This window comes from Actinoplanes solisilvae, from assembly GCF_003999975.1.
Lineage (GTDB): Bacteria > Actinomycetota > Actinomycetes > Mycobacteriales > Micromonosporaceae > Actinoplanes > Actinoplanes solisilvae.
The window spans coordinates 38,207-60,163 of sequence record NZ_RJAC01000005.1 but is presented as its reverse complement, the minus strand read 5'-3'; the positions used below and the strand labels follow the sequence as shown (position 1 = coordinate 60,163).

The window sequence follows — 21,957 nt, the reverse complement described above, 5'->3', positions numbered from 1 at the left end:
CTTACGCCGGGAGGAAGGGCTTGATCTCGGCGGCGGCAACCTCGCCGTACGAGTCGGCGAAGCGCTTGGCGAAGTCTTCGGCGCGCACGTCGTATTCCTGGGGGCCGACCGACTCGAGCACGAGCGCGGCGACCAGCGAGCCGACCTGGGCGGCCCGCTCGAGGCCCAGGCCCCAGGACACGGCGGAGAAGAAGCCGGCCCGGAAGCCGTCGCCGACCCCGGTCGGGTCTTCGGCGATCACGTCGCGGGCGACCGGCACGTGGATGCGCTCGATGTCGCGGCCGGTGATCTCGACGCCGTCCTTGCCGAGCGTGGTGACCCGGATCTTGACGTGCTCGAGGACCTGGTCGGAGGTGAGGCCGGCCTTGGTCTCGAGGAGCGAGCGCTCGTAGTCGTTGGTCAGCAGATAGTCGGCCCCGCTGATCAGGGTCAGGACGTCGCTGCCGTCCATGCGGGCGAGCTGCTGCGACGGGTCGGCGGCGAACCTGTAGCCGCGGGACCGGCACTCCTGCGAGTGGCGGATCATCGCGGCCGGGTCGTTCGCGCTGATCAGCACGAGGTCGAGGCCGCCGGCGCGCTCGTGGACCGGGGCGAGCTCGATGTTGCGGGCCTCGGACATCGCGCCCGCGTAGAACGAGGCGATCTGGTTGAGGTCGTCGTCGGTGGTGCAGACGAAGCGCGCCGTGTGGGCGACCTCGCTGACGTGCACCGAGTCGCAGTCGACGCCGTGGCGCTCGAGCCAGGAGCGGTAGTCGGCGAAGTCGGCGCCGACCGCGCCCACCAGGACCGGGGCCAGGCCGAGCTTGCCCATGCCGAACGAGATGTTGCTGGCCACGCCGCCGCGCCGGACGACCAGGTCGTCGACGAGGAACGAGAGGGAGACCTTGTGCAACTGGTCGGCGATGAGCTGGTCGGCGAACTTCCCGGGGAAGTGCATCAGGTGGTCGGTGGCGATCGAGCCGGTGACGGCGATCTTCATGAGGGCCCTCGGGGTTGTGGATACGGGGGGCTTACGTACGCAGCCTACCGGCTCGTTAAACGCAGTAGGCCGTCCCGTTAACGGGACGGCCTACTGGGCGTTGCGTCTTACGCGAGGGCAATCAGTGGAACGAGTCGCCGCAGGCGCAGGAGTTCTGCGCGTTCGGGTTGTCGATCGTGAAGCCCTGGGCGTCGATGCGGTCCGCGAAGTCGATCGTGGCGCCGGCCAGGTAGGGCGAGCTCATGCGGTCGACGACGACCTCGACCCCGCCGAAGTCGCTGACGACGTCACCGTCGAGCGAGCGCTCGTCGAAGAAGAGCTGGTAGCGCAGGCCGGAGCAGCCGCCGGGCTGAACGGCGATGCGCAGGCGCAGGTCGTCGCGCCCTTCCTGCTCGATCAGGGCCTTGACCTTAACCGCGGCGACGTCGGTGAGGATGACGCCGGACGGGGCGGTGGCCTCGACCGACTCGGTGTGCGCTTCAGTGGTCACTAGGTATCTCCCTGCCAGGTGCGGACTGATGCCGTACAGGCCAACGCTAGCCCTATTCCCCATGATTCCCAATCGGGGTGGCTTACTTCACCGCCGTCCAACCATCCCCGCCCGCTGCCCTGGACCGGACTAAACGCGGCTCCACTGCTCGGAGATGCGCGAGGCCAGCTCACGTAGCCCGCGAGCAGGTTCTTTCATCGCCGTTTCGGTGCTGCCGAAGTGCTCGGTGAGGGAATAAGTTTCCGTCACACCAGCCGCAGCCGCCTCTCGGTAACCCGTCTCGTTACGACCGGCGACGACGATGCAGGGCAAACCGCGGTCGCGGGCCGCGCCGGCGATGCCGGCGACGACCTTGCCGCGCAGCGACTGGTGGTCGAAAGATCCCTCTCCCGTGATCACCAGGTCGGCCGCGTCGAACTCGCGGTCGAGCCCGATCGCCGTGCTGACCAGCCCGATTCCCGACACCACGCGCCCGCCGAGGGCGATCAGGGCCGCCCCGATGCCGCCCGCCGCTCCCCCACCGGGGGTGTTCTTCAGGTCGGAGACGTCAAAGGCCTTCTCCAGTACGTCGGCGAACTGCTCGAGGGCGGCGTCGAGGCGATAGACGTCCTCGCGGCTCGCGCCCTTCTGCGGACCGAAGACGTTGCTCGCCCCCTGCAGGCCGGTCAGCGGGTTGTCCACGTCTGTCGCGGCCACCAGGCTCACATCGCGCAGGCGCGGGACGCCGCCGAGCGCCGCGGCCGCGTTCAGGTAGGCGCCGCCGTAGGGCAGGGCATAACCAGCCACGTCGACCGGCGGGGCACCGAGCGCGGCCAGCATGCCCGCCCCGGCGTCGTTGACCGCCGAGCCGCCCAGCCCGATCACGATCTCGCTCGCGCCGGCTTCGACCGCCGCCAGGAGCAACAGCCCCAGACCGTACGAACTGGCGCTGTTGGGATCCCGCTCGTCCGGGCTGAGCAGGTGCAGGCCGCAGGCCAGGGCGCTCTCGACATACGCCGTGGCGCCGGAGAGCAGGATCTCGCCCTCGACCGGCCGGCCGAGCGGGTCGACGGTCGGCACCGGCACGCGCCGCCCGCCCAGCGCCCCGGCCAGCACTTCGATGAAGCCGGGCCCACCGTCGGAGAGCGGCCGCCGCACCAGGTCGTCGCCGGGCTTCGACCAGCCGGCCACGATCGCCTCGGCGACCTCGGGGGCCGACAGCGTGCCGGCGAACTTGTCGGGACAGATCAATACGCGCACGCGTACGAGTGTGGCAGCCCACTGCTGTCGACGACGATCCCTGTCCCACCCCTGTGCGACGATGGCTCGCGTGACGTCGACCTGGACCGAACCCTCGAACACCGCGACCGCCCTGCTCCTGCTCGGCCGGGGCAGCGATCCTGCCTCCGAGCGTGGCGTCGACTGCCCCGGTGACCTGCCCGCGCCCAGCGACCCCGGCCTGGTGGCCCGCGCGACGGCCGCGAAGGCCGCGCTCGGCGACCGGGTCTTCGTGCTCGGTCACCACTATCAACGCGACGAGGTCATCCAGTTCGCCGACGTCACCGGCGACTCGTTCAAGCTCGCCCAGCAGGCCGCGGCCCGCCCCGACGCCGAGTTCATCGTGTTCTGCGGCGTGCACTTCATGGCCGAGAGCGCCGACATCCTGACGACTCCCGAGCAGCGCGTGATCCTGCCCGATCTGGCGGCCGGCTGCTCGATGGCCGACATGGCCGTGCTCGGCCAGGTCGAGACCGCCTGGGAGCACTTCCAAGACCTCGGCATCACTGGACCTGACCGCGGCGGAAAACCCCAGAATGAAAACCGTCGGAATGACATCGTCCCGGTGACCTACATGAACTCGTCAGCCGACATCAAGGGCTTCGTCGGCCGCAACGAGGGCGTCGTCTGCACGTCGTCGAACGCCAAGCGCGCCCTCGACTGGTCGTTCGAGCACGGCAGCAAGGTGTTCTTCCTGCCCGACCAGCACCTCGGCCGCAACACCGCGGTGCTCGAGATGGGCTTCGACCTCGACGACTGCGTGCTCTACGACCCGCACAAGCCCAAGGGCGGGCTCACCGACGAGCAGCTCCGCGACGCCCGCATGATCCTGTGGCGGGGCCACTGCTCGGTGCACGGCCGGTTCACGCTCGACAGCGTCAACGACGTACGCGAGCGCGTCCCCGGGGTCAACGTGCTGGTCCACCCCGAGTGCAAGCACGAGGTCGTGCAGGCCGCCGACTACGTGGGCTCCACGGAATACATCATCCGGGCACTCGACGCGGCGCCGGCCGGGTCGGCCTGGGCGGTCGGAACAGAGCTGAATCTCGTACGCCGCATGGCGCTGGCCCACCCCGACAAGCAGATCATGTTCCTCGACAAGACGGTCTGCTACTGCTCCACGATGAACCGCATCGACCTGCCGCACCTGGTGTGGACGCTCGAGGAACTGGTGGCCGGCCGCGTACCCAACGTGATCACCGTGGACGACGAAACGGCGAAGTACGCGCGGGTCGCTCTCAACCAGATGCTGGCCCTGCCGTAACTTAAAGTAGTTGCCAAGATCCGCTCTGCGCACTCCGGGCCGCCACCTGCATCGATGCATGTCAACGGCCCGGATCGGATCGCAAATCTGACTTAAGTTTGGTCCTTTCACGACATTCGGGTGTCGTCCTGGCTGGCCTTCTTGTCACTCAGCGCTATGCTCACCCGGTTGCCGAACGGGTACCCCCGCCCGCTCGCTGCCCCTCGATTCAATCCGGGCGCCCCTGACGCCCGCCGGCTGGAGGTTACGTTGACCGACGATGTCCTGGTCGTGCACGGCGGAGCGCCGTTGCAGGGACAGATCCGGGTCCGTGGCGCCAAGAACCTCGTCTCGAAGGCGATGGTGGCCGCCCTGCTGGGCGAGTCACCGAGCCATCTGTACGACGTGCCGCGCATCCGCGACGTCGAGGTGGTCCGCGGCCTGCTCGAGCTGCACGGCGTCAAGGTCAGCGACGGGGCCGACGACGGCGAGATCGTCATGGACCCGACCAACGTCGAGAGCGCCAGCACCGACGAGATCAACGTGCACGCCGGCTCCAGCCGCATCCCGATCCTGCTCTGCGGCCCGTTGCTGCACCGTCTCGGGCACGCGTTCATCCCGGACCTCGGCGGCTGCCACATCGGCCCGCGCCCGATCGACTTCCACATCCAGGCGCTGCGCGAGTTCGGCGCGGTCGTCGAGAAGACCCCCGAGGGCATGCACCTGAGCGCGCCCACCGGCCTGCGGGGCGCCAAGCTCGAACTGCCCTACCCGAGCGTCGGCGCGACCGAGCAGGTGCTGCTCACGGCCGTCCGTGCCGAGGGCGTCACCGAGCTGCGCAACGCGGCCATCGAGCCCGAGATCATGGACCTCATCTGCGTCCTGCAGAAGATGGGCGCGATCATCACGGTGCACACCGACCGGGTCATCGAGGTGCACGGCGTGCCGAGGCTGCACGGCTACAAGCACCGCCCGATCCCCGACCGGATCGAGGCCGCGAGCTGGGCCGCCGCCGCGCTGGCGACCAAGGGCGAGATCGAGGTGCTCGGCGCCCGCCAGGCCGACATGATGACGTTCCTGAACGTCTTCCGGTCGATCGGCGGCGAGTGCGAGATCACCGACGAGCGGGTGGCCCGCCCGGGCGTGACCGCGGCCGAGGGCGGCATCAAGTTCTGGCACCCCGGCCACGAGCTGCAGGCGGTCGCGCTCGAGACCGACGTGCACCCGGGCTTCATGACCGACTGGCAGCAGCCGCTGGTGGTCGCGCTGACCCAGGCCCGCGGGCTGTCGATCATGCACGAGACCGTGTACGAGCAGCGGCTCGGCTACACCGACGCGCTCAACCAGATGGGCGCCACCATCCAGGTCTACCGGGACTGCCTCGGTGGCACGCCGTGCCGGTTCGGCCGCCGCAACTTCATGCACTCCGCGGTGATCGCCGGCCCGTCCAAGCTGCACGCGGCCGACCTGGTCATCCCCGACCTGCGGGCCGGTTTCGCCCACCTGATCGCGGCGCTCGCGGCCGAGGGCACCTCGCGGGTCTACGGCGTCGACCTGATCAACCGCGGCTATGAGGACTTCGAGGGCAAGCTGGCCGCCCTGGGCGCCCACGTCGAGCGGCTGGGCTAGCCGCAGCGGAAAACCGATGTAAAACCGTCGGAACCCTTTCCTTTTCATCACTATCAGCGGCGCGGTGTCATAGACATCGCGCCGCTTGGCTACTCTTCTGGGGTGCCCTCGCTTTTTCGCCGCAGCAAGACCGACGACGCCACTCCCGAGGTCCTCGAGGAGGAGGTGACGTCGGCCGAGCCGCGCCCCAAGGGCTACACCCCGAGCAAGCGGGAGCTCGGCGTGACCACGCCGAAGCGCTCGAACACCGGCCGCAAGGTCGGCACCGAGCCCGCCCCGGCCAACCGCCGCGAGCACATGAAGCAGATGCGCGAGCGTCAGCGGCAGGAACGCGCCGAGGCCTCCGCGGGCATGAAGGCCGGCGACGAGCGCTACCTGCTGGCCCGTGACCGCGGCGCCGAGCGGGGCCTGGTGCGCGACATCGTCGACAGCCGCCGCACCGTGGGCACCTGGTTCTTCGGCGGCGCCCTGATCGTGCTGATCGGCTCGACCGTGCGCATCCCGGCCGTGCAGCTCGCCAGCAACCTGCTCTGGCTGGTCCTCGCGGTCGGCGTGGTGGTCGACAGCGTGCTCATCGCCCGCAAGGTCAAGCGCCTGGTCAAGGAGCGCTACCCCAAGACCGAGCAGCGCCTCGGCTCGCTGCAGATCTACGGCGTGATGCGCGGTCTCACCTTCCGCCGCATGCGGGTGCCGAAGCCGAAGGTCGAGCTCGGCCAGAAAATCTGAGAGCTCAGCTCTCCGGGCCCAGGTGGCTGCGTCCACCCTCGTGATCGAGGATGCACAGCACCTCGGCCGGGCCCCCGTGCGCGCCGAACGCGTGCGGCACCATCGTGGAGAACTCGGCCGCCTCGTTCTGGCCGACCAGGATCGTACGATCGCCCAGGCGCAGCTCGACCGTGCCGGAGAGCACCGTGAACCAGTCGCGCCCGGGGTGCACCCGCAGCTCGCCGGGCACCTTGCGGGTGATGCGCATCTTGGCGACGGTCTGACCGCTGTCGCGTGACAGCAGCCAGGTCGTGATGCCCCGTTCCGGGTGGCTGTGCGGGCGGATCACCACGTCGTCGTCGGCGTCGGACTCGACGAGCTGGTCGATCGTGCTGCCCAGCGCGCGGGCGATCGCGGCCATCTGATCGAGCGCGATGCGGCGGTGACCGGTCTCGATGCGGCTCAGCGTCGACGGGCTCAGCAGCGAGCGGGCGGCGAGCTCGTCGAGCGACCAGCCGCGCGCCACCCGCAGCCCACGAATCCTCTGCCGTACGAGTGCCTCGAGATCGTGGTCTTGCTTCATACGCAAGATGCTATGCCTCAAGCGCAAGGCCGGGCTAGCGTCGGGGCATGGCTCACAACCACATGATCGAGATGCTCGACCTGGACGCCGAGGTCCTGCACGACTACCACCACGAGTTGATCGCCTGGGTCGGCCGCGAGGCCGTCGCCCACCCCCGCGTCGTCGACCTGGGCGCCGGCAGCGGCACCGGCGCGCTGGCGCTGGCCCGCGAGCTGCCCGGTTCTCGGGTCACCGCGGTCGACGTGTCCCCCGAGATGCTGGCCCACCTGCGCTCCCGGGCCGAGGCGGCCGGGCTGGGCGACCGCGTCGACGCCGTCGAGGCCGACCTCGACCAGCCGTGGCCCGACTTCGGCCCGGTCGATGTGGTCTGGGCCGCCTCGTCGATGCACCACATGGCCGACCCCGCGCGGGCGCTGGCCTCGACGTTCGCCGCGCTGCGGCCGGGCGGGCTGCTGGTCATCGCCGAGCTGGACTCGTTCCCGCGCTTCCTGACCGGCACGCCCGACGAGGCCCTGGAGGACCGCGGGCACGTCGCGGCGGACAAGCGGCGCCACGAGGCGGGCCTGCACATGCACGAGAACTGGGGCGACCGCATCCGGCAGGCGGGCTTCACCGGGGTGACCGAGTGGCACTTCGCCATCGACCTGCGGGCGCCGCTGCCGGCCGCCGCCGCGCGCTATGCCGCGGTCACGCTGCACCGCATGGTCGAGGGGCTGGCCGAGCAGCTCTCCGAGGCCGACCGGGCGGCTCTCGGCCAGGTCGCACACGGCCTGGCCGGTCGCGACGATCTCAGCGTCCGCACCGACCGTACGGTCTGGCTGGCTCGCCGCTGACGGTCAGTGCACCCCCGCGAGGCGTAGCAGGGCGGCTGTCGCGGCGGCCGCCACCACCACTACCACGAAGGGGGCGCGGCGCCAGGCCAGCAGCGCCCCCACGGCGACCCCGGCCGGGCGCGCGATGCCGGCGAAATCGCTGCCGGCCATGACCGTGGCCGTGACGGCGAGGGCAGCCAGCAGGGCGGTGGCGGCCATCGGCAGCAGGCGCTGCAGGGCGGCCGAGAGCTCCAGGCGCTCGCGCAGCAGCACGCCGCCGAGGCGCATCGTGTAGGTGCCGATGCCGAGAACGACGATGGCGACGACCAGCATCAGGCCTCCCTCCGCTTGAACCGGACGAGCGTGAGCAGGCCGACCAGGGCGCAGAGGACGGGCAGCCCGGCCGGGAGCACGGGTGTGGCCGCTACGGCGATGGCCGACCCGAGGAGCGCGACGACCCGGGTGGCCCGGTCGCGCAGCGAGGGCAGGATCAGGGCGATCAGACCGGCCGGGAAGGCGGCGTCGAGCCCCAGCGTCTCGGGGTCGCCGGTCGCGCCGCCGAGCAGCACGCCGAGCGCGGTGCCCAGATTCCACGAGGTGAACAGCGTTACGCCCATCAGCCAGTAGGTGCGCCGGCGGCGAGCCGGGTCCTTCTCGGCCAGCGTGAACGCGACGACCTCGTCGGTCATCAGGTGGCTGCCGACGATGCGGTCGCGCCACCGGGTGCCCATCGTGGTGCCGACGGCGAGGCCGAACGGGATGTGCCGGGCGTTGAGCAGCAGGCCCGCGAAGACCGCGGCGATCGGGTTGCCCGCCGCGATCAAGCCGACGGCCAGGAACTGCGCTCCCCCGGCGAAGACGACGGTCGACATGAGGAACGGCACCCAGGTCGGCAGGCCGTACGCGATGGCGATGGCCCCGAACGACGCGCCGATCGCCACCATGGCCGCGGCGATGGCGGCGGCGTCGCGCAGGAGCGCGCGGTCGGCTGAATGCGTTCGCTGTATCGTACGCATGGTTTGAAATAATGAACGATGCCACTACCGTTCGTCAAATCGAACGGATCGATCGACGGAGCGAACATGCAGCAGCCGGCGCCCCCGCTCGCCACCATCGCGGCCGCCCTTCGCCGCGAACGTGAACGGTCCGGCATCTCCCTCACCGAGCTGGCCCGCCGCGCCGGGCTGGCCAAGTCGACGCTCTCGCAGCTCGAGGCCGGCACCGGCAACCCCAGCATCGAGACACTGTGGTCGCTCGGGGTGGCCCTGGGCGTGCCGTTCAGCCGCCTGGTCGAACCGCCGCAGAATCAGGTGCGGGTCATCCGGGCCGGGGAAGGGCCACGGCTGCGGGCCGACGAGTCCGACTTCGTGGCCACCCTGCTCGCCGCCGGGTCGCCGCACACCCGGCGTGACATCTACGTGATGGAGCTCGAGCCCGGCCCGGCACGGGAGGCCGCCGCCCACATCCCGGGCAGCATCGAGCACATCGTGGTCGGCGCCGGGCGCATCCTCACCGGCCCCGACAGCGACACGGTCGAACTGGGGCCGGGCGACTACATCACCTTCCCCGGCGACGTGCCGCACCACTACGAGGCGCTCGAGCCGTCGTGGGCGGTGCTGGTGATGGAACACCGCTGATCACCGTGGGTGACCTTCGGCGTACGCCCATGGGTTCCTAGCGGTTGCGTACCCGACGATGGCCGGGAGCACATAGCCGGGTTCAAGGACGGCGGCTATGTTAATGGGCGGTCCGGCGGGCACCCGTCGCTGACCTCCATGCCAAGCTCTCCCCGGGTCCCGGACGGCCCGCCCTCTCGACCAGAAGTGGAAGTTCGCCGTGACGGAGCGTCGCCAATCGCCGGGCCTCACCCTGGGTGCCCGATGAACGGCTGGAGCTCCATGGGCGGCGACGGCTGGGGCGACCAGCCGGCCTGGGTCTACGAGATCACGTGGGAGTGGGAGCCGCAGCCCGGGCAGCGCTATCCGGGCGACCCGGGACGGCGCAAGGCCGAATACACCCCGGTGTACGAGGCCTCCGGCCATGACGCGCGGCGGGGCACCTCCTCGTCGCACGACGAGGGTCGCGCTCCGCAGGGGGGATATTCGCCCGGGCGGTCCGCGCCGCAGCAGCAGGGACATCCGGCAGCCGCGCCACGGCGTGAGGAACCGCTGTGGAACCGGCCGGGCGGATCGCTGCCCGAGCAGCGCGGCGACGAGCAGTGGGGACGCGGCACGCCCGACGAACACCGAGGGCGCAGCACGCCTGATCAGCGGCGCTCGGCGCCCGTCTACGGACGTCAGGCCGAGCCGCCGGCGGGGTCCTATCGCGACGCCGTGCAGCACCGTGAGGGGCAGGCACGCGAGGGCGGGCAACGACCGCCGCAGCACCGGCCGACCGTTCCGATCAACCCTGGGCACGGGCAGCCCGGCCCCTATCCGCCCGCCGGGCGCACGGCTCCGGTCTCGCCGGGCTCAGCGCCGGGTGGGCGGGCGACACCCGTTTCCCCCGCTTCGCCGGGTGTCTACGGAGCCGCGCGGCCGGCTGCCTCCGGTCCCTACTACGGGCGGCGACAATCGCCCGACGAGACACAGCCCGTGTCGCCGGCCGCCGGTGTCTACGGCAGCGCCCGGCCCGCGCCGGCCGACGCGTTCCCGTCACGGCCAGGTGCCCGGCCGGCTCCCGGGCAGCGCGACGGGCGCGAGGACGCGCCGTTCGACCTGCGCCCGGCGCCGCCCGAGCGCGGCACGCCCGCCCAGTCCCGGCCGGCCCCGCAGCCGACCCGGGTCACGCCCGCACGGCCCGACCAGCCCGCACCGGCCTACCCGGCGCCCACGTCCTCGCCGATTCCGCCGCAGCCCGCACCGCCGCAGCCTGTGTCCCCACAGCCGCCCCAGCCCATGTCGCCGCAGTGGGCCCAGCCTGCGGCCGCGCAGCCAGTTTCGGCGCAGCCACAGCCGCCCCAGCCCGTGTCCCCGCAGTGGGCCCAGCCCGCAGCCACGCAGCAGCCAGTTTCGGCGCAGCCACAGCCGCCCCAGCCCGTGTCCCCGCAGTGGGCCCAGCCCGCAGCCACGCAGCAGCCAGTTTCGGCGCAGCCACAGCAGCCCCAGCCCGTGTCCCCGCAGTGGGCCCAGCCCGCGGCCACTCAACCCATTTCGGCGCAGCCACAACCTGTCTCGCCGCAGTGGGTCCAGGCCCCGGCCGTGCAGCCCGTTTCGTCGAAGCCTGTGTCGCCCTACCCGGCCCAGGCCCAGCCGCCCCAAGCCCCTCACCCGGCCCAGCCCGCTGCGCCGGCTGGGCAGTCGTCGGCCGCGTACCAGGCCTCCGCCCCGCCGTCGGCGCCGACTTCGGCCCGGCCGGATCACACGGCCGCGAGCAGCGCGCAGCCGACCGTCGAACCGCAGGCGGCCGAGGCGCCCCGCCGCGGGTCGATCTGGGACCGCCCCGCCCCGAGCGAGGCCGCGGTCGAGTCGCGCCCGCAGCCCGTCTCGGCGGTGCCGGCGTCCGCGCCCCCGTCGCCCGCCGCCGGGAACGACGAGCCGCACGGCCTGGGTTGGCTGCTCTCCCAGAGTGGTCTGGGCGCCGTCACTCCGCTGCCGCCGCCGACCCCGCAGGCGGCCGCTGAGCCGCCCGTGGCGCACCCGGTCTCCGTCGAGCCCGTCATCGAGCCGATCTCGCCCGCCCCGGTCAGCTCCCAGCCCGCCGACGTGCAGCCCACCGACGCGCCGGCCGATGCTGAGCCGGTCGACGCCGAGCCGGCGGACGTCCCGCTCGCCGCGACCGAGCCGGTCGACGTCGAGCCGGCCGACGCCGAGCCCGCCGAGAGTCTGCCGGCCGCCGACGAGAACGCGTCGCCCCTGGAGCCGCTCGCTGACGACGCACGACCGGTCAGCGGCGCACCCGAGAGGCAGGACTGGTTCGCCCCCTCCGGTGCCCAGCCCATCGTCGTTCTCAACCGGCCCGAGAAATCCACAGCCGACCTCGACGACACGGCGCACGCCCCGACCGGCGAGGCGCCCGCCCAGTACTACGACGACCTTCCCTACACGAACTACGAGGAACCTCTCGCGGTCCAGACGATCGCCGTCACGACCGGCACGCCGGCTCCCGTCGAGCCGGTCTCCGCGCAGCCCGACGAGGCCGAGCCGATCGCGGAACAGCCGGTCCCGCACGAGCAGTGGACGCCCGTCGAGCCGGTCTCCGCGCAGCCCGACGAGGCCGAGCCGATCGCGGAACAGCCGGTCCCGCACGAGCAGTGGACGCCGGTCGAACCGGTCTCGGCCCAGCCCGTGCCGCTGGACTACGCGGACGAGCCGGCCGAGGTCGCGGCCCCGGTCGACCAGCCGGAACCGATGCAGCCGATCTCGGCACCGCCTTTCCTGGCCGAGCCGGTGTCCGCCCAGCCCTACGTGGCCGAGACGCCGCTGGCAGAACCGGAACCCGTCACAGCATGGCCGGCAGCGGTCGAGCCGGTCAGTGTTGCGCCCTCCGACGACCAGTCCGTCGTGGACGAACCCGCGATCGAGGAGCCGGGTCCCCCCGTGGCCGACACCGGCCCGTGGGACGACGACCGGCCCGCCGTGGAGTTCCACGCCGAGGCCGCCGCCGACGACGTCGAACCGGTCGAGGCCGAGCTGCTCGAGTTCGAGACCGCCGCGGGCGAGCGGGTCGTGGTGCACGCCTACCAGGCGGTTTCGTCCATCGACATCGTCGAGGACGCCGAACTCGTCGACGACGACCGTCGCGAGTCGGTCGCCGCCCTCGAAGCTCCTACTCCCGCCCTGGCGATCACAGCCGAGCCCGACCCCGAGCCGATCGCGCCCATCACAGAGCCGCTCGAACCCGTCGAAGAGCCGTTCGAACCCGTCGCGGAGCCGGTCGAGCCGATCGCGGAGCCGGTCAAGCCGATCGCGGAACCGGTCGAGCCGATCGCGGAACCCATCGAGCCCGTCGCGGAACCCATCGAGCCCATCGACAACATTGCCGACCAAGAGCTAGACCACGCGGACGACTCCCGGCCCGAGCCGATCGAGGACGCCGAGCCCGGCCAGGAGCAGGCGCAAGCCGACGAGATCGAGGACGAAGCTCCCGCTGAGACCCAGCCGGCGAGCGCGGCAGAGACCGTAGCCCCCCAGGAAGCCGACGATCACGCCACCGAGGCGACCGAGGGCGAGACGCGGGAACCGAGCCCTCCAGCGTACGAGATAAGAACTGAACCGATCCGCCAGCGGCGCGAGCAGCGGGCCGACGCGCGCAGCCGGCGTGACCCCGAGCAGATCCTCGCCGCCTATCCGGTCGCCTTCGACCCGCGGACGCTGCGTGAGCAGATCGAGGACGAGGAACCGATGTGGGTGGTCATCGACCGGCTCACCGACAAGCTCGAGTACGCCGAGCGTGACACCGACCGCGCGCGCCTGCTGAGCCTGCGCGCCGTGGCGTCACGCCTGCTGGGCGACCTCGACCCGGCCCTCGAAGACGCCCGGGAAGCGCTCGTCCACGCCGAGAAGGCCCAAGATCTGGTCCGTACGGCCACCGTCCGCGCCCGGCTGGCTCACGTGCTGCATTGGCGCGCCGAGTACGCCGAGGCCGACAAGATCTACGCGGAGGCCGACTCGCCCGAACTGCCCTCCCGGTTGCGGGCCGAGATCAACGAGCTGGCCGGCCGGTCGGCGTTCGAGCAGGGCCGCTACCTCGAGGCCGTGAACCACCTGGAGCACGCGCTCGACCTGCGCAAGGGTTCCGACCCCGACCTGGTCGAGCGCATCGAGCTGGCCCTCGACACGATCAGGGGCCGTACGACCGAGGGCTGGGGCCCCTATCCCCGCACCCGCGAGGAGATTCTGGGCAGTTCGGAGCCGTCGCGGCCGTTGCGGGAGGAGACGACCGGCTTGTTCGGCTATCCCGGCCTCATGCCGCCGACGTTCGCCCAGGCGCAGCCGTTCGCGGACGGGGTCGCGTGGGTGCGCCGGCCCGAGGCTCCGGCCTGGGAGCTGGCCGGACTCACCGGTGAGCTGCTCATCGACGCGTCGGCCGGTTATCGCGCGGCGGGCCGGTTCGCCGACGGGCTGGCCTGGGTGTCGCGCGACGACGCGGGCGGCTGGTTCGCGGTCGACAAGCAGAACCGGGTCATCGTGCCGGGCGGGTTCGAGGACGCGCGGCCCTTCCACAACGGGCTGGCGCTGGTACGCCGGGGCGGCTGGGGCGCGGTCGACCAGCACGGCCGCGTCGTGGTGCAGCCGCACTACCGGGCCTTCGCGACGATGTTGTTCGGCGGCGAGCCGGTGGACGGTTTCACCGAGGAGGGCCTCGCCGTGGTCGACGCGGGCGAGGTGTACGGGGTGGTCGACCGGGCCGGGAAGCTGCTGGTGCCCCCGACGCACGCCGCCCTGCTGATCCACCCCTCGGCGTTCCTGGTGGCCGACAAGTTCGGGCTGTGGGGCGCGCTGAACCGGGCGGGCGAGCCGCTGGTCGAGCTGAAATATCAGGACCGCAACGACGTGCTCGAGCGGATCGACGAACTCGTGACCGATCCCCGGCCCGTACTGTGAAGCGTTGTTGATCACTGAATTCGGGCTCCGGCGCTGACCGTGTTCCGCTCGCGGAATAGTGTCGGGGCATGGAGTTCCGTCATCTCGGCCGTTCCGGCCTGCTGATCAGCGAGATCGCGTACGGCAACTGGATCACCCATGGCTCCCAGGTCGAGGAGGAGGCCGCCGCCGCGTGCGTGCGGGCCGCCCTCGACGTGGGCATCACCACCTTCGACACCGCCGACGCCTATGCCGGCGGCCGCGCCGAGGAGGTGCTGGGCCGCGCTCTGAAGGGAGAGCGCCGCGCCGGTCTGGAGATCTTCACCAAGGTGTTCTGGCCGACCGGTCCGGGCCCGAACGACCGCAGCCTGTCGCGCAAGCACATCATGGAGTCGATCAACGCGTCCCTGGGCCGCCTGCAGACCGACTACGTCGACCTCTACCAGGCCCACCGCTACGACTACTCGACCCCGCTCGAAGAGACCATGCAGGCGTTCGCCGACGTGGTCCGGTCGGGCAAGGCGCTCTACATCGGCGTCTCGGAGTGGACCGCGTCCGAGATCCGGGCCGGTTGGGAGATGGCCCAGGATCTGAAGATCCCGTTCGTCTCGAACCAGCCGCAGTACTCGGCTCTGTGGCGCGTCATCGAGGCCGAGGTGGTTCCCACCTCGATCGAGCTGGGCGTCGGCCAGGTGGTGTTCTCGCCGATCGCGCAGGGTGTGCTGACCGGCAAGTACCAGGTGGGCAAGCAGCACCCGGAGGGCTCGCGCGCCACCGACGAGAAGTCGGGCGCCAACTTCATCTCGCGGCTGCTCAACGACGAGGTGCTGACGGCGGTGGCCCAGCTCAAGCCGCTGGCCGAGCAGGCCGGTCTGTCGATGGCCCAGCTCGCCGTGGCCTGGGTGCTGCAGAACGCGAACGTGTCGGCCGCCATCATCGGCGCCTCGCGCCCCGAGCAGGTGCGCGACAACGCCGCTGCCTCGGGCGTCAAGCTCGACGCCGACCTGATGAAGGCGATCGACGCGATCCTCGACCCGGTCGCGGAGCGCGACCCGGCCAAGACCCAGTCGCCCGCTCGGCGGCCGTGACATGGCTCCGCTTCGCTCCGCGGGGGCAGCCGCCCTTTAGGCCAATGACTTGAGCCCGGTTTCCGATGCCACAAACCCCGTGGCATCAGAAACCGGGCTCAAGTCATTGACGGCGACTGCCCTGGTGGCTGGGCGATTAATTCCAGAAGCGCATCAGTTCCAGGCCGAGCCTCGGCAGCTCTGAGAGCCCAAGGCGGTCGGTGATCCAGAAGACGACGTCGTAGAAGTATTCGCCGACCTTCGTCTGCCACAGCAGCAAAAACAGCAGAATGAAGCCGTACGGGGCGAAGAGGTTCCACGCCCGCTGGTAGGCCGGGCTCATCCACGGCGTGAGGATGCCGCCGCCGTCGAGACCCGGGATCGGCAGCAGGTTGAGCAGCGTCGCGGTCACCTGCAGGAAGCCGAGGGTGGCGAGGGCCGCCCAGAACTCCAGGTGCTCGCTCGCGCCGCCGACGACCGCCTGGCCGCCGAAAACCTCGAGCGTGGGCGCCGCGCCGATCAGGAACGGCACCGCGCACAGCAGTGCCAGCACCACGTTGGTGAGCGGGCCGGCCGCGCTGATCAGCGAGTCTTTGACGCGGCTGCGGATGTAGCGGTGGTCGACCCAGACCGCGCCGCCGGGCAGGCCGATGCCGCCCAGGATCACCACGACCACGGGCAGCACGATGGACAGCAGCGGGCTGGTGTATTTCAGCGGGTTGAGCCGCAGATAACCGCGGTCGGCCACGCTGCGGTCGCCGGAGAAGTAGCCGATGACCGCGTGCGCGTACTCGTGGAGGCAGAGCGAGATCAGCCAGCCCGAGACGACGAAGAGGAACACGTCGACCCGGACGTTGCCGAAGCCCGTCCAGGCCATCCAGCCGCTGACGGCGAAGATGGCGACGATGCCCACGAAGACCGGGCTCGGTATGAAGGCGTTGCGGGGGGTCCTGGTGGAGACCGGCTCGTACGTCACGTGACTGTCGCTCACTCGGCCGGGAGCAGACTCATCCGATAGTCGACCCGGTCGTCCTCGATCAGCACGACACCGGCGACTCCCTGCTCAGCCAGGGTCCGCCACTCCTGGCCGATCCACGACTCGGCGTCGGCCTGGCTGCTGAACGTCTCGGTTGGACCGGTCACCGTCTGACCCTCGACGTTCTCGTAGCGCCAACTCCACGGCATGCGCCGCCCCCTCACGTCCTGTCGGTGCCTCCACCCTACGGCGTCGGGCCGTGCGGCCCGGCTTTAAGGTACGGGGCATGTCCGATGATCGGTGGCACACGGTCCTGGTGCTCGGCGGGATCCGGTCCGGCAAGTCCGCTTTCGCCGAGGCGCTGGTGGCCGACGCGCCCAGGGTGCGCTATGTGGCAACCGCGGCCGGCGGTGAAGACGATCCCGAGTGGCTGGCGCGCATCGAGGAACATCAGCGGCGGCGCCCGCAGTCGTGGTCGACCGAGGAGACGGGCGCCGACCCGGCCCGGCTCACCGAGCTGCTGGCCGAGGCGAAGCCCGACGACACGCTGCTCGTCGACGACCTGGGCGGCTGGGTGGCCGGGCTGCTCGACCCGGCCCGGCAGCCCAACGACGACGAGGCCGACGTGGTGGCGCTGGCCACGGCGGTGGGCGCTACGGCGGCCCGCGTGGTGTTCGTGAGCCCCGAGGTGGGTCTGGCCCTCGTGCCGACCACGCCGGTCGGGCGCGCGTTCACCGACGCGCTGGGGTCGACCAACCAGGCCCTCGCCGAGGTCTGCGACCGGGTCGCGCTGGTCGTGGCCGGCCGCCCGGTGTGGCTGAAGACCGGCACCGGCACCCTTTCGGGCGACATTCCAGATCTGTCGGACAAGAGGGACGAGAGCAAGAACTCGGCAGTCGAGGCCGCTGATCGGACCGTGCCGATTCCGGCACCCAGTCTGGTCAGCCCGGTCGCGGCAACCGAGGTTGCCACGGTCGCTGAGGTCGCTGAGGTCGCCGACGTTGCCGCGGCCGCCGAGGAGCGCGACGACGCGACGATCGTGCTGCCGGTCGGGGCGGCCGGAGTGGTCTTCGAGCCGGGCATGGATCTGCCGCTGCCCGACGGCGACGCCGGTCCTGACGCGCGTGAGCGGCTGACGACCGTCGATTTCGCCGGTACGGGGCTGGGCCGGCTCTCCGAAGCGGTCGAGTTCGCCGCCGCCACGCAGGGCACGGTCACCCCGCAGCCCTGGTCGGCCGTGCGCGTGCTGCTGCTCTCCGGCCGGCACGCCGGTGGCGCCGAAGCCGGCGACGACCCGGAGGACGTGGAACGCCGCGTCGCCCAGGTCGAGAACGGCGAGGGTGTGCTGAGCCGCCTCGCCGGTTCGGCCGGGGCCGACATCGCCGTTCTGCGCACCGCGCCGGCCGCCGCGATCGAGGACGGCCCGGCCACCACCGACGACGAGGTCGAACGCGGCTTGCAGCAGGGCTGGCTGCTGGCCGACGCCGCCGCCACGGCCGGCAAGGACCTGCTCGTGATCGCCTCGATCGGCGTGGGGACCGACGCGGCCGCCACCGCCATCTCGGCCGCCACCACGGGCGCCGAGGCCGTCGCCATTCTTCCCCGGGTGCTGCTGCCCGGCGGCGTCTACGACGACGAGTCGTGGATGACGCGCATGGGCGTCGTGCGTGACGCGCTGCACCGCATCCGTCAGGAGCCGCGTGGCGCCAAGGACATCCTGCGTGAGCTCGGCGGCCCCGACCTGGCCGTGGCCACCGGCGCGCTGCTCGGCGCGGCGGCCCGCCGGCTGCCGGTCGTGGTCGACGGGCCGGTCGGCATCGCGGCCGGCCTGATCGCCCGCGACCTGGCCAGTCAGACCCGGCACTGGTCGCTGCTGGTCGACGCGGGCGACCTCGAGCTGGTACGCCAGGGTGGCGACGTGCTCGGGCTCAACCCCGTACTGGAGCTCGGTCTGGGTCTCGGTGAGGGCTCGAACGCGCTGGCCGCCCTGCCGCTGCTGCGCACCGCGATCGGGCTGGCCTCGGCGGTCGGGGTGCATCCGGCGATGCTGTCCGAGCACGGTGACGCGGGCCTGACCGACCTGATCGTGCCGAACGACGACGAGGACGTCGACTTCGCCGAGCCGGTGCCGGACGGGCCGGGCCCGGCGTCCACCACCCCGGAGTGAGTTTCGGCGCGGGGGTCCGGCTGTCGATCACCACGCTGACGGTCCTGCCGGTCCGTGGCGGGCGGGTCGACCGGCCGGCCGCCGCGGTGGCGATGAGTGTGGCGCCGGCCGTGGGCGCCCTGCTCGGCGTGATCCTGGCCGCACTTCTGTGGCTGCTGCGCGAGGCGCCCGCCCCGTCGCTGGTCGCCGGCGGCGTGACTGTCGCCGCCGCGGCCCTGCTGACCCGCGGCCTGCATCTGGACGGGCTGGCCGACACGGTCGACGCGCTCGGCTCCTACCGCCGGGGCGCGGCCGCCTTGGAAATCATGAAAAAGTCAGACATCGGGCCGTTCGGGGTCGCGGCGATCGCGCTCACACTGCTGCTCCAGGCGTCGGCGCTGACCACCCTGTCACTCATCGCGGTTGTGGTCGCCTTCGCGGCGGGCCGCGTGGCCGTGCCGCTCGCCTGCCGCCGCGGCGTTCCCGCTGCCCGCCCTGAAGGCCTGGGCGCGCTGGTCGCGGGCTCGGTGCCGCTACCGGTGGCTTTGCTCGGGGCGGCGCTCGTCACCGCGGCCGGGGCTGCGGCGACCCCGGACCGTCCGTGGCAGGGCCCGGTCGCCGTCGTCGTCGCGCTCACGGCGGTGCTCCTGCTGGTTCGTCATTGCGTACGCCGTTTCGGAGGCATCACCGGCGACGTGCTCGGCGCGACCGTGGAAGTGGCCACCACGGTCGCGCTGATCGGCCTCTCCCTGAGCTAACGGACGGACGGCTGCACGAACGGCGGCTTGACCACGCGGGCCTCGGTGCGCTTGCCGCGGATGTCGATCTGCACCAGGTCGCCCTCGGTCAGGCCGGCCGCCGTGTCGAGCAGGGCCAGCGCGATGCCGACCTTCTTGGTGGGCGAGAACGTCCCGCTCGTGGTCTCGCCGATCAGCTCGTCACCGGCGTACACGTGCATGTGGCCCCGGGGAATGCCCCGGCCGGTCAGCTCGAGCCCGCGCAGGGTGCGGCGCGGACCGGCGGCCTTCTCGGCGGTGAGCGCGTCGCGGCCCCAGAAGGCGGGCTTGCTCCAGCCGACGGCCCAGCCCGAGCGCGCCTGTACCGGGGTGATCTCGAGCGAGAGGTCCTGCCCGTGCAGCGGGTAGCCCATCTCGGTGCGCAGGGTGTCGCGGGCGCCCAGGCCGCAGGGGCGGACCCCGGCCTCGATCAGCGCGTCCCACACGGCGGCCGCGGCGTCCCACGGGACGACCAGCTCGTAGCCGTGCTCGCCGGTGTAGCCGGTGCGGCAGTCGATCAGCTCGCCGCCGCCGAAACGGGCGACCTCGAACGACATGTAGTCGTGCTCGGTGGGCAGGCCCAGCTTGGCCAGCACCTCGGCCGACTGCGGGCCCTGCACGGCGAGGACGGCCCAGTCGTGGTGCTCGTCGGTCACGGTCACGCCCTCGGGCGCGGCGGCGGCCAGGAGGCGTACGACCTCGGCGGTGTTCGCCGCGTTCGGGATGAGGAAGACCTCGTCGTCGGAGATCAGGTAGGCGATGAGGTCGTCGACCACGCCGCCGTCCTCGGCGCAGCAGAGCGTGTACTGGGCCTTGCCGGGCGCGATGCGGCCCAGGTCGTTGGTGAGGCAGGCGTTGACGAAGGCCGCGGCACCGGGACCCGTGACCCGGGCCTTGCCCAGGTGCGACACGTCGAACACGCCGGACGCCTCGCGAACCGCCGTGTGCTCCTTCAGGACGCCGCCACCCGCGTACTCCAGGGGCATCTCCCAGCCGCCGAAAGCGGCGAACTTCGCACCCAGCGCGATGTGGCGCTCGTGCAGCGGGGAACGGAAAAGGGCGTCGGGGGCGTCGGCAGACATGAGAGTGAACTTACCCGTGACCTTGACCTTGGTTAGAGTCGCGGGGACACCCCTCCCCCGGCGCTCGTCGGCCGGGGACCCACCGAACCAGCCGGAGCTCCCATGAGGCGCCCGGCCCCGAAGTCCCGCGGAGAGCTCGAGTGACCCAGCCCAGCCTCAGCCTGGTCGACACCGACCCGGCCGAATTAGCCGTCGACGCCATCGTCATCGGCCTGCACAGCCAGCCCGACGATGGTGGCGCCCTGCTGCCGGCCGCCGGGGCCGAGAGCATCGCCGCCGCGTTCGACGGCCGGCTGACCCCCACGCTGGCGCTGCTCGGCGCGAGCGGCGCGCCGGGCGAGGTGACCAAGCTGGCCACCCTCGGCACGATCTCGGCCCCGCTGGTGGTCGCGGTCGGCCTCGGTGACGAGCCGACCGGCTCGGCACCCGACCTCGAGACCCTGCGCCGGGGCGCGGGCGCCGCGGTGCGCGCGCTGGCCGGCAGCGGTACGGTCGCGCTGGCCCTGCCCCTGCCCGACGACGAAGACGCGCCCGGCGTGCTGCGCGCGATCCTCGAGGGCGCGCTGCTCGGCGGTTACAAGTTCGCCGGCTACAAGACCAAGCCCCAGCCGAACCGTCGTGACCCGGTCGCCGCGCTGCAGGTGCACGTGCCGGACGCCACCGACGCGGCCGCCGCGGCCGAGGTGACCCGGGCCGCCGCCGTCGCCCACGCGGTGCGCCTGACCCGCGACTGGGTCAACACCCCGCCCAACGTGCTGCGCCCGCCGCAGTTCGCCGACGCGGTGGTGGCCGCGGCCAAGGGCACCGGCCTACAGGTCGAGGTGCTCGACTTCGACGAGCTCAAGGCCGGCGGTTACGGCGGCATCGTGGCCGTGGGCCAGGGCTCCGAGGCACCGCCGCGGCTGGTGAAGCTGACCTACGTGCCCGAGGGCGTCGAGTCGCCCAAGAGGGTGGCGCTGGTCGGCAAGGGCATCACCTTCGACACCGGCGGCATCAGCATCAAGCCGGCCGCCGGCATGTGGGAGATGAAGTCGGACATGGCCGGCGCGGCTGCGGTCGGCGCGACCATACTGGCCGTCGCCGCCCTCAAGCCGCCGGTCGCGGTCAGCGCCTACCTGGCGATGGCCGAGAACATGCCGTCCGGCTCGGCCTACCGGCCCGGTGACGTCATCACGATGTTCAACGGCAAGCGGGTCGAGGTCTACAACACCGACGCCGAGGGGCGCATGGTGCTGGCCGACGCGATCGCGCGGGCCTGCGCCGACGGCACCGACTACGTGCTCGAGACCTCGACGCTGACCGGTGGCCAGGTCACCGCGCTGGGCAAGCGCATCGCCGGCCTGATGGGTTCGGACGAGGCGGTCGAACTGATCCGCTCGGCGGGCGCGTCGGTCGGCGAGCCGGCCTGGCCGATGCCGCTGCCCGACGAGGTCCGCAAGGGCATGGAGTCGGACATCGCCGACATCTCGCAGACGAACTCGAACCTCGACCGCGCCGGGCACATGCTGCAGGGCGGCGTCTTCCTGCGCGAGTTCGTCACCGAGGGTGTCGAATGGGCCCACATCGACATCGCGGGCCCGAGCTACCACACGGGTGAGCCGACCGGTTACTGGACCAAGGGCGGCACGGGCGTTCCGATCCGTACGCTCCTGGCCGCGATCGACCAGCTGAGCTGATGAGTTCCGGGA

Annotated in this window: 19 protein-coding genes; 10 read left to right on the top strand and 9 right to left on the bottom strand. The window is 71.8% G+C overall.

The window, feature by feature from the left end; all coding sequences use genetic code 11:
- Position 1: 1 nt before the first annotated feature.
- From EER30_RS15935 to EER30_RS15925, 3 genes are all read right to left on the bottom strand, one after another.
- Positions 2-979, bottom strand: coding sequence for a carbohydrate kinase family protein (locus EER30_RS15935; protein ID WP_127501240.1), 978 nt, complete (start codon positions 977-979; stop codon positions 2-4).
- A gap of 121 nt (positions 980-1,100) precedes the next feature.
- Positions 1,101-1,469 carry an iron-sulfur cluster insertion protein ErpA gene (gene erpA, locus EER30_RS15930; protein ID WP_127501239.1) on the bottom strand — a complete coding sequence of 123 codons (369 nt, stop codon included), beginning with the start codon at positions 1,467-1,469 and terminating at the stop codon, positions 1,101-1,103.
- Between the two features lie 129 nt (positions 1,470-1,598).
- A complete protein-coding gene (locus EER30_RS15925) occupies positions 1,599-2,708 on the bottom strand; it encodes a glycerate kinase family protein (protein ID WP_127501238.1) in 1,110 nt (369 codons plus the stop codon).
- A 61-nt stretch (positions 2,709-2,769) separates the two neighbouring features.
- Here EER30_RS15925 and nadA point away from each other — a divergent pair, with 61 nt between their 5' ends.
- The 3 genes from nadA (at position 2,770) to EER30_RS15910 (ending at position 6,324) form a co-directional block, all read left to right on the top strand.
- Positions 2,770-3,990 (top strand): quinolinate synthase NadA, encoded by a 1,221-nt coding sequence (gene nadA / locus EER30_RS15920; RefSeq protein WP_127501237.1) that lies wholly within the window; start codon positions 2,770-2,772, stop codon positions 3,988-3,990.
- Between the two features lie 249 nt (positions 3,991-4,239).
- Positions 4,240-5,598: a UDP-N-acetylglucosamine 1-carboxyvinyltransferase gene (murA, locus tag EER30_RS15915; protein ID WP_127501236.1), complete on the top strand. Its 1,359-nt coding sequence runs from the start codon at positions 4,240-4,242 to the stop codon at positions 5,596-5,598.
- Positions 5,599-5,700: 102 nt separating this feature from the next.
- Positions 5,701-6,324 (top strand): DUF3043 domain-containing protein, encoded by a 624-nt coding sequence (locus EER30_RS15910; protein ID WP_127501235.1) that lies wholly within the window; start codon positions 5,701-5,703, stop codon positions 6,322-6,324.
- 4 nt (positions 6,325-6,328) lie between these two features.
- Here EER30_RS15910 and EER30_RS15905 read toward each other — a convergent pair whose 3' ends face one another.
- Entirely contained in the window at positions 6,329-6,886 is a 558-nt protein-coding gene (locus EER30_RS15905; protein ID WP_127501234.1) for a helix-turn-helix domain-containing protein, read from the bottom strand.
- A gap of 47 nt (positions 6,887-6,933) precedes the next feature.
- On the opposite strand from EER30_RS15905, the gene EER30_RS15900 reads away from it, so the two are divergent.
- Complete coding sequence (locus EER30_RS15900) at positions 6,934-7,719, top strand: class I SAM-dependent methyltransferase (RefSeq protein WP_127501233.1); 786 nt, start codon at positions 6,934-6,936, stop codon at positions 7,717-7,719.
- Positions 7,720-7,722: 3 nt separating this feature from the next.
- Here the strand turns inward: EER30_RS15900 and EER30_RS15895 are convergent, their stop codons facing one another.
- Entirely contained in the window at positions 7,723-8,031 is a 309-nt protein-coding gene (locus EER30_RS15895; RefSeq protein WP_127501232.1) for an AzlD domain-containing protein, read from the bottom strand.
- Positions 8,031-8,714, bottom strand: a complete 684-nt coding sequence (locus tag EER30_RS15890) for an AzlC family ABC transporter permease (RefSeq protein ID WP_127501231.1) — start codon at positions 8,712-8,714, stop codon at positions 8,031-8,033. Before EER30_RS15890 ends, EER30_RS15895 begins: the two co-directional genes overlap by 1 nt.
- Positions 8,715-8,780: 66 nt before the next feature.
- Between EER30_RS15890 and EER30_RS15885 the strand changes: the two genes are divergently transcribed.
- The 3 genes from EER30_RS15885 (at position 8,781) to EER30_RS15875 (ending at position 15,310) form a co-directional block, all read left to right on the top strand.
- The gene (locus tag EER30_RS15885; RefSeq protein ID WP_127501230.1) at positions 8,781-9,335 is read left to right on the top strand and encodes a helix-turn-helix domain-containing protein; all 555 of its coding nucleotides are present in this window, start codon (positions 8,781-8,783) and stop codon (positions 9,333-9,335) included.
- A gap of 243 nt (positions 9,336-9,578) precedes the next feature.
- Positions 9,579-14,243 carry a WG repeat-containing protein gene (locus EER30_RS15880; protein WP_127501229.1) on the top strand — a complete coding sequence of 1,555 codons (4,665 nt, stop codon included), beginning with the start codon at positions 9,579-9,581 and terminating at the stop codon, positions 14,241-14,243.
- A 68-nt stretch (positions 14,244-14,311) separates the two neighbouring features.
- Positions 14,312-15,310: an aldo/keto reductase family protein gene (locus EER30_RS15875; protein WP_127501228.1), complete on the top strand. Its 999-nt coding sequence runs from the start codon at positions 14,312-14,314 to the stop codon at positions 15,308-15,310.
- 136 nt (positions 15,311-15,446) lie between these two features.
- Here the strand turns inward: EER30_RS15875 and EER30_RS15870 are convergent, their stop codons facing one another.
- A complete protein-coding gene (locus EER30_RS15870) occupies positions 15,447-16,265 on the bottom strand; it encodes a site-2 protease family protein (protein ID WP_127501550.1) in 819 nt (272 codons plus the stop codon).
- An 11-nt stretch (positions 16,266-16,276) separates the two neighbouring features.
- The gene (locus tag EER30_RS15865) at positions 16,277-16,474 is read right to left on the bottom strand and encodes a hypothetical protein (protein ID WP_127501227.1); all 198 of its coding nucleotides are present in this window, start codon (positions 16,472-16,474) and stop codon (positions 16,277-16,279) included.
- A gap of 77 nt (positions 16,475-16,551) precedes the next feature.
- Between EER30_RS15865 and EER30_RS15860 the strand changes: the two genes are divergently transcribed.
- Positions 16,552-18,432: a bifunctional adenosylcobinamide kinase/adenosylcobinamide-phosphate guanylyltransferase gene (locus EER30_RS15860; RefSeq protein ID WP_127501226.1), complete on the top strand. Its 1,881-nt coding sequence runs from the start codon at positions 16,552-16,554 to the stop codon at positions 18,430-18,432.
- Positions 18,429-19,169 (top strand): adenosylcobinamide-GDP ribazoletransferase, encoded by a 741-nt coding sequence (locus tag EER30_RS15855; RefSeq protein ID WP_127501225.1) that lies wholly within the window; start codon positions 18,429-18,431, stop codon positions 19,167-19,169. The genes EER30_RS15860 and EER30_RS15855 overlap by 4 nt, the downstream gene beginning before the upstream one ends.
- Here the strand turns inward: EER30_RS15855 and gcvT are convergent.
- Positions 19,166-20,269 (bottom strand): glycine cleavage system aminomethyltransferase GcvT, encoded by a 1,104-nt coding sequence (gene gcvT, locus EER30_RS15850; RefSeq protein ID WP_127501224.1) that lies wholly within the window; start codon positions 20,267-20,269, stop codon positions 19,166-19,168. The two genes, EER30_RS15855 and gcvT, sit on opposite strands and share 4 nt — an antisense overlap.
- A 140-nt stretch (positions 20,270-20,409) precedes the next feature.
- Here gcvT and EER30_RS15845 point away from each other — a divergent pair, with 140 nt between their 5' ends.
- On the top strand, positions 20,410-21,945 hold the full coding sequence (locus EER30_RS15845; RefSeq protein WP_127501223.1) for a leucyl aminopeptidase: 1,536 nt from the start codon (positions 20,410-20,412) through the stop codon (positions 21,943-21,945).
- Positions 21,946-21,957 lie beyond the last annotated feature (12 nt).

Excerpts from the sequence above, each read along its gene's own strand:
- EER30_RS15900 (WP_127501233.1), top strand. The coding sequence starts at position 6,934 with ATGGCTCACAACCACATGATCGAGATGCTCGACCTGGACGCCGAGGTC.
- EER30_RS15860 (WP_127501226.1), top strand. The coding sequence starts at position 16,552 with ATGTCCGATGATCGGTGGCACACGGTCCTGGTGCTCGGCGGGATCCGG.
- EER30_RS15935 (WP_127501240.1), bottom strand. The coding sequence starts at position 979 with ATGAAGATCGCCGTCACCGGCTCGATCGCCACCGACCACCTGATGCAC.
- EER30_RS15895 (WP_127501232.1), bottom strand. The coding sequence starts at position 8,031 with ATGCTGGTCGTCGCCATCGTCGTTCTCGGCATCGGCACCTACACGATG.
- EER30_RS15905 (WP_127501234.1), bottom strand. The coding sequence starts at position 6,886 with ATGAAGCAAGACCACGATCTCGAGGCACTCGTACGGCAGAGGATTCGT.
- EER30_RS15880 (WP_127501229.1), top strand. The coding sequence starts at position 9,579 with ATGAACGGCTGGAGCTCCATGGGCGGCGACGGCTGGGGCGACCAGCCG.
- EER30_RS15885 (WP_127501230.1), top strand. The coding sequence starts at position 8,781 with ATGCAGCAGCCGGCGCCCCCGCTCGCCACCATCGCGGCCGCCCTTCGC.
- gcvT (WP_127501224.1), bottom strand. The coding sequence starts at position 20,269 with ATGTCTGCCGACGCCCCCGACGCCCTTTTCCGTTCCCCGCTGCACGAG.
- EER30_RS15865 (WP_127501227.1), bottom strand. The coding sequence starts at position 16,474 with ATGCCGTGGAGTTGGCGCTACGAGAACGTCGAGGGTCAGACGGTGACC.
- EER30_RS15890 (WP_127501231.1), bottom strand. The coding sequence starts at position 8,714 with ATGCGTACGATACAGCGAACGCATTCAGCCGACCGCGCGCTCCTGCGC.
- nadA (WP_127501237.1), top strand. The coding sequence starts at position 2,770 with ATGGCTCGCGTGACGTCGACCTGGACCGAACCCTCGAACACCGCGACC.
- EER30_RS15875 (WP_127501228.1), top strand. The coding sequence starts at position 14,312 with ATGGAGTTCCGTCATCTCGGCCGTTCCGGCCTGCTGATCAGCGAGATC.